A 14350-nucleotide genomic window follows, 5' to 3' on the forward strand; every position below is an offset into this window, starting at 1 on the left:
GGGGCTGGATTTTGGCGCTGGTCCCGACGCGGAAACCGCGCCGGGACCAGCGCCAAAATCCAGCCCCAACTCGCCAGCGGCCGGAGTGGTTTGCGCAATCAAAGCCTTGCGCAAACCACTCCGGCCGCATTTCTGAACTCTGGGGCGTCAGTGGAGACGGTTTCCCGGGCGAACCGGTTGGTTGGAATTGGGGCCGCCGTGCTCCCCGCGCTTCGCGGGGAGTGTCGGCGGCCCCAATTCCAACCAACCATGCGGCAAAGCCGCCAAGCGCTCCCGCGCCAAACAGTCTTCCCGAACTCCCGCCCTCGCAACAGTCCCTTACGCCTCCTTGACCAAGCGTCCCCATTCAGGGGTCCGGGGGGGTGACCCCCCGGCCGCCGGAGGCATCTTCTGCCTTAATTCTCTCTTATCTTCTCTCTCTTCGTGCACTTCCCGTCTAATCGTCGTGCGGCGGGAAGGTCAGGGCTGCGCCGAACCAACCGATTACGGACACCAGGGGGAACAGGGCCAGGACGACCAGGACGAAGCCGAGGTGGTCGCCGGGGTGGGCCAGGATATCCGGGGTTTTGACGGATTCGATGAAGGTCCACAGCACGGCGAGGAACAGGACCGGGGTGGCGGCGAGTTTGACGAGAATCGGGGGGATGCGGGCAGAGGCGTAGTTGAGCCACCAGGTGAACAGGCCGGTTATGATGGCCACGGGGGTAAACAGGGTGGCCGCTCCGAGCAGCACGGGCAGGGCGGCGGCGAAGCCTTGCCAGCCGGTGACCAGGGCCAGGAGCAGGCAGATGGGCGCCACCACGCAAAAGGCCAGGGGAAAGTGGACGGTCATGGGGTGGGGGTGGCGTTTGAGCATGGGGAAGCGCTTCATGAAGCGCGAGAGCCAGGCCGGGACCCGGTCGGCCACGGGTTCGGGCTTGAGGGCTTCGGCTTCGAGGATGCCGACCTGGGGGAAGCGTCCGAGGACATCGGGGGAGTGGGGGGCCTGGGAGAGTTCGAGGCCCATATCGCCGCCGGCGTGGTGGCGGTTCATGTGTTTGCCGGCTTTCCACAGGCGGCTTGTGGTTACGTCGTAGACGATGCCGTTGTGGGCGAGGTAGACGGGTTTGCCGTCGCTGCCGTCGAAGTCGGCCAATTCCTGGGGCGTGAAACGCTTCTCCGGGGTCTGGCTCATGCGTTGCTCCTTTGGGGGGCGTGGTCGTCGATGATGTCGAATTTTCGCAGTTCGTTAAGGACCGTATCACAGGAAAACGGTTTTTGCAGGAATGACAGGGCCTGTCCCTGAAAGAAAGCCCGGTAGACGTTTCGGGAATCGTCGGAGGCCGAGACCATGATGACCTTGGCGGCATCGGCGATGCCCACACCCTGGTTGTGTTCCAGGTGGCGCATCCCTTCCAGGGCCTGATGTCCGTCCATGCCGGGCATCATGATATCGAGGAAGATGAGGTCATAGGGCTTATGGTCGGCAAGCGACCGGCCAAAGGCGTCGAGGCCCTCGCGCCCGTTGTCTGCCAGATCGCAGATGGCGTAGGGGGAGAGGATTTCCGCCAGGAAGCGTTTGCTGACGGGGTCGTCATCGACGATGAGGGCGCGCAACATGAAGACTCTTTGTTGAGGCGTGGCAGGCCAATGCACCTGTCGGGTCCAAAACCTATCAGAAAAGTCCCGGGCGTCAACTGATTCCGGCTTTTTTCGACGGTTGCGCTCCGGCATGGGAGGGCGCTTATCTGTTGGCGGCCAGGGCGACGGGGGTGCCGGCCAGACCACAGTAGCCGGTCTCGGCGTCGGTGGCGCGCCACATCATGCACATGGTTCCCTGGCAGAATTTCATCTTGTCGTCGTGGGTTTTAAGCAGCGGGCAGTATTTGAACTTGGCTTCCTTTTCGATGACCAGCATGGCGGTTTTCCTTTACGTGTTGGCGGTTTTGGTGATGGCGGCGGCGAGCAGGGTGACGTCGTCGTCCAGGGGGATTTCGCCCCGGAAGGTGTCCAGGGCGTCCATGAGGGCGCGGCACACGGCTTCGGGGCCGTCTGGCGCGGCAGCGGCCAGGACGGTCCGGGTGCGCGTCTTGCCGAACATTTCGCCGTCGGCGTTTCGGGCTTCCCACAGGCCATCGGAGCCGATGAGCAGGATTTCGCCCGGAAGCAGTCCGGCGACGTGGCCGGTTTCGTAGCGGGCGTCGTCGGTGGCCCCGAGGATCATGCCCCGGCAGGAGAGTTCCGTGGTCTGGCCCGTGGCCGGATTGTGGCGCAGGGCCGGATCGTGGCCGGCCCGGGCATAGGCGGCGGTGCGCCGGGCCGGGTCGAGTTCCATATAAAAGAGCGTCATGAACCGGCCGGTGCCCATGGTGTCGCGGGCCAGTTCCCGGTTGACGTCGGCGAGCACTTCGGCCGGCGTGCCGGGTGCGGCGGCCCGGGGGCGCAGCAGGGCCCGGGCGGTGGTCATCAGCAGCGCCGCTTCCAGGCCATGCCCGGTGACGTCGCCGACAGCCAGGCCGACCAGCCCGGCCTTGGGGCCGTCAAAGGGCAGGAAATCGTAGTAGTCGCCGCCGGTTTCGTCGCAGTAGCGGCAAAGAGCGGCCAGGGCCAGTCCGGGGACGGCCGGGGGGGTGGACGGCAGCAGGTTGCGTTGGATTTCGCTGGCCAGTTCGATGGTTTCGCACAGGCGCAGGTGGGCGTCGAGGGTGGGGGCAAGGTCGTTGAACACCCGGCCGAGCTCGGCAATTTCGTCGTGTCCCCTGGCCGGCACACGCACGCTGAAATCGCCGGCCGCCAGCCGCCGGGCAGCGGCGGTAAGGGCCGCGATGGGGCGGGTGACGGCGCGGGAGGCGGACAGCGAGAGAAAGACCAGGGCCAGCATGACCGCGCCGACGATGATGGTGCCGATGGTATAGAGCCGGCGGATGCTGCCTTCCACGTCACCGGCCACGGCTGCGGCTTCGGCCAGCACCTCGGCCACCGGGGCGATCTGCAACAGGGCCTCGCCGTCGCCGGTTTTGGCGTAGGCGGCCAGGCAGTCGCGGCTGTTGTAGGCGAGGCGCACCACTCCGGGGGTGCCGGCGGCCACGTCGGCGGCCATGGCGGCCAGGGCTTCGTCGTCGGGCGAGGCCAGGGGGGCGGGGGTGACGAAGACCTGCCAGCCGTGGCCGCCGTGGCGGGGGCTGCGGGCCACGTCGCCGGCCTCGACCAGCAGGCTGGGGAGCCCGTCGGCGCCGGGCGCGGCCAGGACGAGGAGCGTTTCCACGTCGCCGGCGATGTGGCCGAGGCTGGTCACCGAGGCCAGCAGATCGTCCAGGGGCGTGAAGATGGCTGTTGCGCCGGCCACGGCCCCGTCCGGGCCGCGCACCGGGCTGGCCACGGCAACCGACACCCGCCCGGTGCCGAGTTCGGACTGGGGCGGGGTCCACACCGGGGCCGGGGCGGATATCGCGGCCTCGTACCAAGCGGTCTGGGTCGGGTCCATGCGCCGGGGCGTGCCCGGGATGGCCGGAAAGACCACGGTCATGCCGTCGGCCAGGGCAGCGGCCTGGAAATGGACCAGGGGGCCGGTCAGGGTGGCGATGCGGGCCAGTGACGGGGCCAGGCCGGCCAGGGCTGCGGCCAGGGGCGGCGGATCGGCCAGGGTGAAGCCCGGGGGCAGGCGCAAAAGGACCCGGGAAGGATCGATCGGCAGGGGGCGTTGCTCACCGTCGGCTTCGATGCGGAAATAGCCCGGAGTTTCGGTGAAGCCGGCGGTGGCGGCGGTGGACTGGCGGGAGCCCATGCCCATGCCCATACCCGGTCCGGCAGCGGTGGCCGTGACCACCACCGCCTTGGAGAGGTCGCCGGGTTTGGCCGCCGGGGCGGCGGCCAGGGCCGTTTCCACGGCAGCGGCCTGCATGGACACGGCCAGGACCAGGGATTGGCGGCGGGCGGCGAGAATCCGGGCGTGGTCTTCCACGAGGCGGCCCAGATGGGTCTTGGCTTCGGCCACGAGATGGGCACCGACGCGCACGGAAAGCCGCTCGGCCAGATGCGTCAGGGCCCACTGGCTGTTGATGCGAAGGGCCACCAGCGGCACCAGGGAAATGGCTGCCAAGAGCCAGAAGAGCTTCCAGCGGATGCGCACGGCGACTCCGGTCGGCGGTCAGGAGGGTTAGGTCTCAGGCTTTGAAGCATCCTCCATTTCCAGATAGTCGGCAAGGATGACCTTGGGGCCGAAATTCGGGAAATTGATGCGGTATTTGCCGCCGTCCAGGACGCCGATGATCTTGCCGCGCCCGAAAATCTTGTGGCGGCAGTAGCCCATGGCCGAAGCCGGGGTCGGGGCGGGGGACGGCATCCGGGCGGACAGCGGGGCCGAGGTGGCCCGGCGGATGGGTTGGCGAAGGGCCGCACCTGCCCCGCTGCCGGACGCCCGGGGGCTTGGGCAGGAGGCAAAGCTCTCGGCCATGTTGCCGCTTAAGCGTTCGCGCCGTTCGGCCAGGACGCCGGTTGGCAGTTCGCGTAGAAAAATGCTCGGCATGGCCGGGGAGCAGCCGCCGCCCTGACGCTGGTAGATGGTCTCCGGGGCAAAAAGGCCCAGGTATTCCCTGGCCCGGGTGCAGGCCACGTAGAGCAGCCGGCGTTCCTCTTCCAGGTCGTCGGCCCGGGACAGGGCGTGGCGCGAGGGAAAGCGTTCGTCCACGAGGTCGATTAACAGCACGGCCGACCACTCCAGGCCCTTGGCCGAGTGGACGGTGGACAGGACCAGATGGCCTTCGCGGGATTTTTTGCGGTCCTCGTCCGGGTTTTCCAGGACCAGATCGGCCAGCAGGGCGTCGAGGTCGGCGTAGCTGGCCGCAATCTGTTCGAGCTGCTCCAGGCCCGCCTGCCGGCGCGGATAGTCGTCGGGATATTTTTCGGCCAGAAGCGGGGCATAGGCCTCGATGACCTTGGAGAGGAGCTCGGCCGGATGGGGCGGCAGCGCCCGCAGGGCGTCGAGAAATTCGATCAGCGCCTTGAATTCCGGCGTCTTGGCCGCCATCTTGCCCAGCACGTCGCGGTCGCCGGCCCGGATGGCCTCGAAAATTTTGGTGGCCGTCTTGGGGCCGATGCCCGGCACAAAGGCCAGCACCCGGGACCAAGCCGGAAAATCGGCCGTGTTGCGGGCCAGCCGCAGATAGGCCAGCACGTCTTTGATGTGGGCGGCGTCGGAAAATTTCTGGCCGCCGTATTTCTGAAACGGCATCCCGGCTTTGCCGAGCTCCACTTCCAGGGGATAGGACTGGTAGCCGGCCCGAAAGAGCACGGCAATCTCGTGGAGGGGATAGGTGGCGGTCAGTTCGCGCACCTTGGCCGCCACCATGGCCGCCTGGGTGAGATCGGAAAAGGGCCGCATGTACTGGGGCGTGGGGCCGTCCTCGCGGGTGGTGAACAGGTGCTTGTCGAACTTGCGGCTGGCCCCGTCCAGGATGGCATTGGTCAGATTGAGGATCGGCTGGGTGGAGCGGTAGTTGCGCTCGAGTTTGACCAGGGTGGTGCCGGGGAAATAGGTCGGGAAATCGAGGATGTTGTCCACTGACGCGCCGCGAAAGGCATAGATGGACTGGGCATCGTCGCCAACGGCCATGACATTGCCCGAGGCCGGGGCCAACAGGCGGGTGAGCCGGGCCTGGACCTTGTTGGTGTCCTGGTACTCGTCGACCATGATGTAGCGGTGGCGCTGGCGCACCATTTCGGCCAGCTCGGTCGATTCGGTCAAAAGCCGCTCCAGGGTAAAGAGCAGGTCGTCGTAGTCGAGCAGGTTGTGCTCGGCTTTAAAGGCCGTGTAGGCCTTGCCGAGACTGGCGACGGCGTCGGCATAGGGCAGCAGATGGAAGGCCTCGCGGGAGATGATGTCGCCGACATCAAATTCCTTGTTGCGGGCCTTGGAGAGCAGCCCCAAAAGGGCGCTTTTGCGGGGAAACGAGCGGTCGCCCTTACCCAGGCCGAGCTTGTCCTTGCACTGCCCCAGCACGTCCTCGCAGTCGGCGCTGTCCAGACAGGTAAAGCCGTTGGGAAAACCGGCCGCCTCGTGGTAGCGGCGAAGGGTGGCAAAGGCGAAGGCGTGGAAGGTGCCGCCGGCAACGCCCGAGATACCCTGGGAGCCCAGGGCCAACAACAGCCCGGCCCGGGTCAGCATCTCCTGGGAGGCCTTGCGGGTGAAGGTCAAAAGCAGGATGGAGGCCGGGGCCACGCCCTGGCTGACCAGATGGGCCAGCCGGTAGACGATGGTGCGGGTTTTGCCGCTGCCGGCTCCGGCGATGACCAGGACCGGGCCTTCGGTGGTGGTGACGGCCTGCAATTGGGCGGGGTTCAGCTCGCGGACGAAATCCATGCCTGCTCTTTGGGTTCGGGAAGATTGAAATAGGCGGCAACGACGGCCCCGGCATCGGAGGTGCGGGCCGGGCGGGCGGCCTCACTGTCGCACCACAGGGCGTCAAAGGGGCTGTGGCAGCCGAAACGGCCGTAGTGCCCGGTCAGTTCCGTGCGGTTGTACTTGGCCGTCAGGCTTATGCCCTGGCGCGGGACGCAGACAACGTCCGGGGCGCGGCGCACCTGGGGGCCGGAGTAGATCTCGCCGCGCAGGTGGATGGCCTCAAAGACCGGTTTCCCCTCGTGGGTGACGGTCAGCAGTTCGTCGCGCAGTTCATTGGCCAAGCGCTCGGCCACATGCTCGTGGAACACGCCTCGGGCGAAGCGTTCCTTGATATTGATATAGATGCGCCCCGGGTCCAGGGCAAAGGCGGCGGTGTGGTGCGGCACGATGCGGGCGTCGTATTCGTCGGCGGCCCCGGGCTGGGTCTTGAGCAATCCCTTGGAGGCCAGCCAGACATTGAGGTCAAACTCCGTCTCCAGCTCCACAAACCCGTGGTCGGCCAAAGCGATAAACCGCTTGGGTCCGGGCAGGGCTTCGTAGCGATCAAGGACCAGCCCGATCAGCTTGTCCCAGTCGGCCAGCAGGTCGAGGACCGCGCCGTGGAGCTGATGCTCGCTGTGGGCCACGGCCGGGAAAAAGAAATGAAACAGCCGGTCGGTTTCGGTGGCGACCAGCATGAAAAGGTCAAAGTCGCCGCCGGCCCAGAGCATTTCCAGGGCGGCCCGGCGCGAGGCCAGGGTGGCGCGAAGGCTGCGGGCGAGCCCGTCGAAATCGGCGGCTCCCAGGCTGGTGTCGGCCTCGATGCGGTAGCCGGCGAGGCGTAAATTTTGGGCCAATTCCGGCGGATACACGGCCCGGTCGAAGTCGGTTTCCGGGAAGCCGGCGATGATGGCCCCGTTCAGGGGCGTAACCGGCGCGGCACAAGGGATGTTGACCATCTTGGCGACAAGCCCGGCGGCGGTTGCCCGCTCCATGAGGGTCGGGGCGGCGATGGCCGAGGCGTCCACGGGACCGAGGCGGTAGCTGGCCGGGTCGATGCCGACAAAGCCGAAGATGCCGTGCCGTCCGGGGCCGGCAGCGGTTAAAAACGAGGTCCAGTTGACCGGCGAGAGTTCCGGCAGTTCGGCCTCGATGCTGGCGACATCGATGGCCAGCAGCCGGTCGAGGTTGGGGAGCCGGCCAGAGGCGGCGAGCTTTTTGGCCAGCGTCAGCGGCAGCCCGTCGAGTCCCAGGACAACGAGTCGTTTGCGATCGTGTGGCATGGCCGGGTGTGTAGCAGGAAAGGGTGTCCCTGGCTACGCAGCGAATTGACGCGCGGCCGGATTCGAGGCAAGAAAGCCGACGCGGTGCCCGAGTGGCGGAACTGGTAGACGCCAGGGACTTAAAATCCCTTGTTCTTCGGGACGTGCCGGTTCGATTCCGGCCTCGGGCACCAGTATTTCAAGAGGTTGCGACGGTCTAGGACGGCCGGGCGCGACCTTTTTATTTGGTCCTTCAGCCTGCGAGGTGGCTTAGGCGGTTTACGCGCCAATGTCGGAATCGTTTTGGGGCGGGCGGGAGGTCGGAGGAGAAAAAACTCTGCCTGGGCCGAGACGCATGGCTTTGACGATAAGGACCTCTATGGTAATTTTCCCCATGGGAAAGAGAAAACCGGCATACGACCTGGGCTCTTTCCAGGATGCGGCGAAAAGAGGCGAAGTTGTGGCGACGATAACCGCCGCCCAGGCAGGCCAACGCCTCGGCTTCGATTAGACGGCATACTGTCGGTGAGCTGTCGTGGAGCCGGGAGGTATAACGCATCGGAGCCTTGAGGCGCACGCCCGCCAAGCCGGCGCGTTTCGAATTTCTTCACACCCATAAGGAGATCTTCCACAGTGGACATTCCACGGATATTCACCATCACGGAAAGCGCGCACCGCATCCACAACCCGTTCACCCCCGAAAAGTTTGCCACGCTTGGCGCGGCGCTGCGTCTGGAATCGGGGACCCGAGTGCTCGACCTCGGCAGCGGTTCGGGGGAGATGCTGTGCACCTGGGCACGCGATTACGGCGTCAGCGGCGTCGGCATCGACATGAGCCAGTTGTTCACCGAGCAGGCGAAACGCCGGGCTGTGGATCTCGGCGTCGCTGATCAAGTCCAGTTCATCCATGGCGATGCTGCCGGCTATGTCTCTGACGAGAAGGCCGGTGTGGCTGCCTGTGTCGGCGCCACCTGGATCGGCGGGGGAGTCGCCGGCACGCTTGAGCTTCTGGCCCGGAGCCTGCGCACCGGAGGGATCATCCTCATCGGCGAACCCTATTGGCGGCAGTTGCCGCCGACGGAAGATGTCGCCAAGGGGTGTCTTGCCGGCGCAATCTCCGACTTTCTCACGCTTCCGGAGCTTCTCGCGTCTTTCGGCCGCCTTGGCTACGACGTCGTCGAGATGGTTCTGGCTGACCAAGACGGCTGGGACAGATACGAGGCGGCCAAATGGCTCACCATGCGCCGATGGCTTGAAGCCAATCCCGGCGACGAGCTGGCGAAAGAAGTTCGAGCCAAGCTGACCTCGGAACCCCAGCGCTACGCCGCGTACACGCGTGAATACCTGGGTTGGGGTGTGTTTGCGCTGATGCCGCGGTGATGCGTTGGCGCATCCGGCGGATCGGCAACGGCTGTGCCGTGCGACATCTGGCGGCTCGTCAAGGTGGTATTGCGCCTGATTGCATTTGAGGGTCTTCGCGTGGTCGTGCCGGTTCGATTCCGGCCTCGGTCCCAGTATTTCAAGAGGTTGCGACGGCTGGAGACGGCCGGACGTGACCTTTTTATTGGGGGGGCGATTTTGTGCCACTTTTTTGTCTGAAGAGGCGCGAAAGCGAGGCAAGGAAAGAAGCCTGGGTGCTTTCAACCAAAGTGAGCGAGCCTTGACGCCAGGACAAACGCTCAAACGCGCTCAGTTGGGCCGCAACCATCTGGGATCGCTTTGAAGAGACCCGGCCAGAGGTCGGGCCTGGTTTCCACGGAGGGGCGGTGTCCCTGCGGATCTCTTCCCGCGCTAGGCCTGCCATGTCGGCCTGACTGCGCTTCCCCTCCAAACAAACGACCATGTCTTGGACTGGCGCACGTTGCCGACTATGGCCGGGCGGAAACAGGCCAAGCAAGTGCCCCCTGGGGCGCGGACGCTCGGATAGACGATGCCAAGCGATCCGGTCGTCATTAACTCCATGGCCAACCCCTGGGAGGCATAGTAGCTGCCGGGGTCCAGGCAGGCCGCAAAGTCCGCGTCTTCCCGGATGTCGTGAAAGTCGGCGTCGAAGTTGACCAGATAGTCGTCATACGTGACTGTGTCTTCTTTCTCCCAGCCGATTTCAAGATACTGCCGGCTCTTGTGGTATGCGACTTCGACTTGGCTGGTTTCCAGCACAAGGCCTGCATACCATGCGCCCCGGTCCGGGCCATTGAACCGGCTGCCCTCGGGCGAGGTATGGCAGAACGAAGCGTTGATGATTGACGCGTAAGGGATGCCGGCGACCAGCTCGTCCCGGCCGATTCCCGGCAACAGGTCCAGCTCTCCTTGCAACCGGTCGTTGGTGGCATTGTCGAGGGCGAAGAGGTCTTCGAGGTGGTCGTCATTGTCGGCAATGCGCTTGAGAACGCCATCCCCTGAATGCTTCGATGGGATGAGACGGTGCGTGTCCTCAACTCGCAAAGAAACGCAGGCGGGCAGCGTCACGCCTGCCCGCCACGCCGGGCATCAAGCAGCCGGCGCACGGTTTGGAACGCGGGCAGGCCGCCCCGGATCAGGTAGGCAAGCGGGGTTGCTCCCCTAAATATCCGGTTCTGATTGGGCCGTTGCACCCAGGCGTCGGCCAGTTCCTCACCGAAAAGGATATGCAGGGCCTTGAAGATGCCCACCAGGAAGGACACGCGGTGAAGTTCGTCTTGGGAGAGCAGGGCAGACTCCGGGGCCTTCTTCATAACATAATACCGGCCGTTGGAGACGACGCCCAACAGAGCCTTGGCGTCCGCGTCCCGGATGCTCCACTTGGCCATGATGTTGCAAAATCCCTTGATGGCCGAAGGGCTCAGCCGGTCGCGGTCGGCCTTGGCGGAGAAGTCCACAATGGGTGAGGCCGCGTGCCGGGAAACGGGTGCTTGGGTTTGGCAGGTGGCGGGCATGGCGCGTACTCCATTTTGGGATAAAATAATCTCCGTTTTTGGAGTAGGCAAGTGAATTCTTGAAAATTCGGATCGAGGGGCTGCTTCTCTTGTAAGCAGGCTCTTCCCTGAGATGGTCCGGTTGTGTCGGACACTGCCAGGGCAGCCAGATCTGGAGACGGTTGCACGGACAGTGTCGCCAGGAAAAATCAAGCCAGGCGGGCAGGGCGGAGGTGCGCCCAGGTCTGTCTGAGCCGCACCCGAACCGGGTCCAGCCCGGCATCGGATACGGGGGAGGGCAGGCGGCCCCGGACCGGCCGGTTTCTGGCCTGTTCAGGGCCGCCTTGACTCAGGGGAATGTTGCCGCTACCCAGGAAATGGTTTTATGGGTTTGCCGTGGGCAGGGTGCCGTCCACTCCGGTGCCGCGGAAAGCCCGCAACACACGGCCGCCGGTCCGTAAGGCCCGTCCGGCCGCCGGTCCCGTGCCGGCCGGGGCGAGCTTGCGGGACAGTTCGTCCGGGGATCAGGGCATGACCAACATCAGCGTCAATGAACAGACCGTCGGCCTTTTTACCAGCACGGCTTCGGCCCAACCGGGGCTCACGCTTTTTTCCACCATGTTCGGCAATGACACCTGGCTGATCGACAACCAGGGCCGCGTGGTCAACTCCTGGACCAGCGAGAGCACCGGGGCCGGCCCGGCCTATCTGCTCGACAACGGGGACCTCATCCGCTCCGGCATCGCCTATCTTACCAAGCACAACCTCGAACTCAACGCGCCCTCCGGGGGGCTCATTGAAGAGTTCGACTGGAACGGCAACCTCGTCTGGAGCTATGAATACATCGGCGAGGACTACTGCCAGCACCACGATTTCTGCGTCATGCCAAACGGCAATGTCCTGCTCATTGTCTGGGAATACAAGTCGCCGGCCGAGGCCTGGCTGGCCGGGCGCGATCCGTCGCTGCTCTCGGGCAAGGGCCTCGTGGTCGACTCCGTGGTGGAGGTCGCCAAAACCGGCCCCACTTCGGGACAGGTGGTCTGGGAGTGGCATGTCTGGGACCATCTGGTGCAGGACGAAAACCCCGGACTGGCCAACTACGGGCCGGTAGCCAACGCTCCCGGACGCATCGACATCAACTATGCCGGAACCTCCATCCTGGGCACGACCGAGGCTGACCCCGACTGGAACCACATAAACGGCATCGACTATAATGCCGAAACCGACCAGATTGTCCTCAGTGTCCACACCCTAAACGAGGTCTGGGTCATCGACCACAGCACCACCATGGTCGAGGCAGCCGGATCGACCGGCGGCAAGGCCGGGCACGGCGGCGATATCCTCTACCGCTTTGGCAATCCCCAGGCCTACGGGGCCGGTGGTGCGTCGGATCAGGTGCTCTACGGCCAGCACGACGCCCAATGGATTGCCGCCGGCCTGCCCGGAGCCGGCAACCTCCTCATTTTCAACAACGGTTGGCAAAGCCCCGAAGGGGAGTATTCCCACGTCCTGGAAGTGGCTCTGCCCCAAGACCGGGCCGGCAACTATCTGGGAAACGATGCCGGGGGTTTTGCCGGGGCCGATGTGGTCTGGCGCTATCCCGAGGGCAATGCCCCGGATTTTTACGCCTCCTACGTTTCCGGAGCCCAGCGCCTGGAAAACGGCAATACGCTCATCTCCCTGGGCAGCGTCGGCACCCTGGTCGAGGTGGACGCCGCCGGCTATGAGGTCTGGCGTTATGTCAACCCCGACACGGACATGGGCCTGCTCGCCCAGGGCGAACAAGTGCCGGAGAAAGGCCCCGGGACCGTCAACAATATCTTTAAGGCAGTGCGCTACGGCTATGATTTTGCCGGCTTTTGGGGCAAGGACCTGACCGGCGGCGCGTTGCTGGTGGACAGCGACGTTGCGTCCATGGCGGCTGCCGCGACCCGGCAGACAGCCGGGCCGGTTCTGGCCGCAGCCATGGCCTGATGCTGCGCCAGGGATGGGGTGCGCCTGCTGGCCCCGGGGAGAGTTCCATGTCCAGTCGATTGCAGAACCTGCCGGCCTGTCTGGTCCTGGCCGCCGGCCTGCTTTTGGGGGCGGGGGCGTCTGCCCTGGCCCTGACCAGCGCTGTTGTCCAAAGCGCCGGCCAGCCCAGGCTCATGCTCGACGGCCGGCCCGCGGCCACGGGTTTTCTCGAGGTCTACTATTATCCGGCCAAGGGCCAGCCCATCGCCAACCAGCCCGAATACCGCGATCCGCGCTGGCTTGAGGCCATGCGCCGGGTGGCGGACACGGCCGTGGCCCAGGGGGTGCGGCTGGTCATGGCCAGTGTCTGGTGGGGCGACCTCGACGTGTCGCCGGGCCGGCCGGCCCGGCCCGAGGCGGCGAGCTATGATTTCGCGCCGCTCGATGCCTTTATGGATTATGCCCGCAAACGCGGGGTGGCCGTGGTGCTGAAGACTTCGGCCAACCACTTCCTGCCCGGCTGGTGGCTGGCTGAAAACGGCTTTCCCCCGGGTGTCGGCTATCAGGAAAAATCCGCCTGCCCGTCGTGCGAGACCGACGCCTACGGCACGGCCTACGGCAACCCGAGCATGGGCAGTGCGGCCGTGCGACGGGATTTCGGAGCCTATGTCGAGGCGCTGGTGGCCCGTTACCGCCGCCATCCGGCCCTGGCCGGCTGGGCCTTTGGCCTTGGCCCTACGGGCGAGGACGCCTACGGTCCCAACTACATCGTGGTGGACGCCCCGGGCGGCGGCAAGGGCCTGGGCCGGCGTCCCATGATGTTTACCGACTATTCCCCGGATTTCACCGCCCGCTTCCGGGACTGGCTGGCCGCCAAATACGGCTCCGAAGCGGCCTTGCGCCGGGCCTGGAATGATCCGGCCGTGTCCCTGGCCGCCTTTCGCACCCCGCCGCCGGCCGAGCTGGTGCGCAATCCGGCGGCCTTTTCCCGGGAACCCTTTCCAGACCCGGCCATGGAACGCGAGTGGGACCTGCCCGCGGTGCTGACCGCCAAGGGTCTGGATTTTTATGCTTTCCGCGTCGAGGCCCGGGAGTCGGATACCGATTACTATGCCCGGCGCATCAAGGCCCTGGACCCGGCCCATGTGCTTTTTTTCAATGCCCGGGCCAGGGCGTCGCTGCGCACGCATCCGGCCATTGACGGCATCTTTTTCAATCCCCACCCCCGGTTCGGCCAGCCGCTCTTTTTTGAGACCAACCAGCTCGATACCGTCTTTCGGTCGGTGGAAGCGATCACTGCCGCCGGCAAGCTGGCCCTGGTGGCCTCGGAAAACGGGGCCGGGCGCACGCCTGTTGGCGGGCGCTACGAGTCCCCGGAGCAGATCAACTACCTCGTGGCCCTGGGCCGGGGGGTGCGGTCCCTGGGCGGCGTCATGGGCTATGCCGTGGACCTGCTTGATGTCGGCACGGACAACCACTGGTTGCCCACCTGGTTTTCCGGGGATGCCCGGGCAGCCATGCGGACCATCGAGACCACCCGGCTGGTGCCGGGCAAGGGGCCGTGCGAGGTGCTGCGCCAGCTTCGGCGTGACAACCGCTGCGATGGCAGCGCCACGGCTCCCCTGGGCTGTGGCCTGACCGAGCTGGCCTTTATCAATTATTGCCGCACGGATTTGAGCTGCGACGCCAACCACGACGGCCGGGTGAGCGATGCCGAGTTCGCGGCCTGCCGTCCGGCCAGCCAGCCGGCCCCGGCCCCTTCGGCCATGGGGACGCCGGGAGCCGCTCCCGGAGCCGCCCCGGCCGGCAAATGCGGCGACGGGGTATGCGATGATTTTTGAGCGGGCGCGCGGGGTGTGTCCGGCCGACTGCGGCGGCCCGTC

At 65.7% G+C, this 14350-nt stretch carries 11 protein-coding genes and 1 tRNA gene; 4 read left to right on the top strand and 8 right to left on the bottom strand.

The window, feature by feature from the left end; translation table 11 throughout:
* Nucleotides 1–436: 436 nt before the first annotated feature.
* From DVDV_RS19300 to DVDV_RS19320, 6 genes are all read right to left on the bottom strand, one after another.
* Nucleotides 437–1174 (bottom strand): DUF2231 domain-containing protein, encoded by a 738-nt coding sequence (locus DVDV_RS19300; protein WP_075356223.1) that lies wholly within the window; start codon nucleotides 1172–1174, stop codon nucleotides 437–439.
* The gene (locus DVDV_RS19305) at nucleotides 1171–1599 is read right to left on the bottom strand and encodes a response regulator (RefSeq protein ID WP_075356224.1); all 429 of its coding nucleotides are present in this window, start codon (nucleotides 1597–1599) and stop codon (nucleotides 1171–1173) included. Before DVDV_RS19305 ends, DVDV_RS19300 begins: the two co-directional genes overlap by 4 nt.
* 124 nt (nucleotides 1600–1723) lie before the next feature.
* Nucleotides 1724–1897 carry a hypothetical protein gene (locus DVDV_RS22855; protein WP_175577132.1) on the bottom strand — a complete coding sequence of 58 codons (174 nt, stop codon included), beginning with the start codon at nucleotides 1895–1897 and terminating at the stop codon, nucleotides 1724–1726.
* A gap of 12 nt (nucleotides 1898–1909) precedes the next feature.
* On the bottom strand, nucleotides 1910–4108 hold the full coding sequence (locus tag DVDV_RS19310) for a SpoIIE family protein phosphatase (RefSeq protein ID WP_075356225.1): 2199 nt from the start codon (nucleotides 4106–4108) through the stop codon (nucleotides 1910–1912).
* A gap of 27 nt (nucleotides 4109–4135) precedes the next feature.
* On the bottom strand, nucleotides 4136–6337 hold the full coding sequence (locus DVDV_RS19315) for an ATP-dependent helicase (RefSeq protein ID WP_075356226.1): 2202 nt from the start codon (nucleotides 6335–6337) through the stop codon (nucleotides 4136–4138).
* Nucleotides 6316–7641, bottom strand: coding sequence for an alkaline phosphatase family protein (locus DVDV_RS19320; protein ID WP_075356227.1), 1326 nt, complete (start codon nucleotides 7639–7641; stop codon nucleotides 6316–6318). The genes DVDV_RS19315 and DVDV_RS19320 overlap by 22 nt, the downstream gene beginning before the upstream one ends.
* An 86-nt stretch (nucleotides 7642–7727) precedes the next feature.
* On the opposite strand from DVDV_RS19320, the gene DVDV_RS19325 reads away from it, so the two are divergent.
* Together DVDV_RS19325 and DVDV_RS19330 are read left to right on the top strand one after the other, a co-directional pair.
* Nucleotides 7728–7814 (top strand) — tRNA-Leu (locus tag DVDV_RS19325).
* A 439-nt stretch (nucleotides 7815–8253) separates the two neighbouring features.
* A complete protein-coding gene (locus DVDV_RS19330) occupies nucleotides 8254–9000 on the top strand; it encodes a cyclopropane-fatty-acyl-phospholipid synthase family protein (RefSeq protein ID WP_075356228.1) in 747 nt (248 codons plus the stop codon).
* Nucleotides 9001–9411: 411 nt separating this feature from the next.
* Here DVDV_RS19330 and DVDV_RS19335 read toward each other — a convergent pair whose 3' ends face one another.
* Together DVDV_RS19335 and DVDV_RS19340 are read right to left on the bottom strand one after the other, a co-directional pair.
* The gene (locus DVDV_RS19335; protein ID WP_075356229.1) at nucleotides 9412–10089 is read right to left on the bottom strand and encodes an RES family NAD+ phosphorylase; all 678 of its coding nucleotides are present in this window, start codon (nucleotides 10087–10089) and stop codon (nucleotides 9412–9414) included.
* The gene (locus DVDV_RS19340) at nucleotides 10086–10535 is read right to left on the bottom strand and encodes an MbcA/ParS/Xre antitoxin family protein (protein WP_075356230.1); all 450 of its coding nucleotides are present in this window, start codon (nucleotides 10533–10535) and stop codon (nucleotides 10086–10088) included. The genes DVDV_RS19335 and DVDV_RS19340 overlap by 4 nt, the downstream gene beginning before the upstream one ends.
* A gap of 510 nt (nucleotides 10536–11045) precedes the next feature.
* On the opposite strand from DVDV_RS19340, the gene DVDV_RS19345 reads away from it, so the two are divergent.
* A complete protein-coding gene (locus tag DVDV_RS19345; RefSeq protein WP_075356232.1) occupies nucleotides 11046–12488 on the top strand; it encodes an aryl-sulfate sulfotransferase in 1443 nt (480 codons plus the stop codon).
* A 47-nt stretch (nucleotides 12489–12535) separates the two neighbouring features.
* Nucleotides 12536–14308, top strand: a complete 1773-nt coding sequence (locus DVDV_RS19350) for a beta-galactosidase (RefSeq protein ID WP_075356231.1) — start codon at nucleotides 12536–12538, stop codon at nucleotides 14306–14308.
* Nucleotides 14309–14350: the final 42 nt, after the last annotated feature.

The organism is Desulfovibrio sp. DV (genome assembly GCF_001936595.1).
Lineage (GTDB): Bacteria > Desulfobacterota > Desulfovibrionia > Desulfovibrionales > Desulfovibrionaceae > Solidesulfovibrio.

Excerpts from the sequence above, each read along its gene's own strand:
- DVDV_RS19300 (WP_075356223.1), bottom strand. The coding sequence starts at position 1,174 with ATGAGCCAGACCCCGGAGAAGCGTTTCACGCCCCAGGAATTGGCCGAC.
- DVDV_RS19305 (WP_075356224.1), bottom strand. The coding sequence starts at position 1,599 with ATGTTGCGCGCCCTCATCGTCGATGACGACCCCGTCAGCAAACGCTTC.
- DVDV_RS22855 (WP_175577132.1), bottom strand. The coding sequence starts at position 1,897 with ATGCTGGTCATCGAAAAGGAAGCCAAGTTCAAATACTGCCCGCTGCTT.
- DVDV_RS19315 (WP_075356226.1), bottom strand. The coding sequence starts at position 6,337 with ATGGATTTCGTCCGCGAGCTGAACCCCGCCCAATTGCAGGCCGTCACC.
- DVDV_RS19320 (WP_075356227.1), bottom strand. The coding sequence starts at position 7,641 with ATGCCACACGATCGCAAACGACTCGTTGTCCTGGGACTCGACGGGCTG.
- DVDV_RS19340 (WP_075356230.1), bottom strand. The coding sequence starts at position 10,535 with ATGCCCGCCACCTGCCAAACCCAAGCACCCGTTTCCCGGCACGCGGCC.
- DVDV_RS19345 (WP_075356232.1), top strand. The coding sequence starts at position 11,046 with ATGACCAACATCAGCGTCAATGAACAGACCGTCGGCCTTTTTACCAGC.
- DVDV_RS19350 (WP_075356231.1), top strand. The coding sequence starts at position 12,536 with ATGTCCAGTCGATTGCAGAACCTGCCGGCCTGTCTGGTCCTGGCCGCC.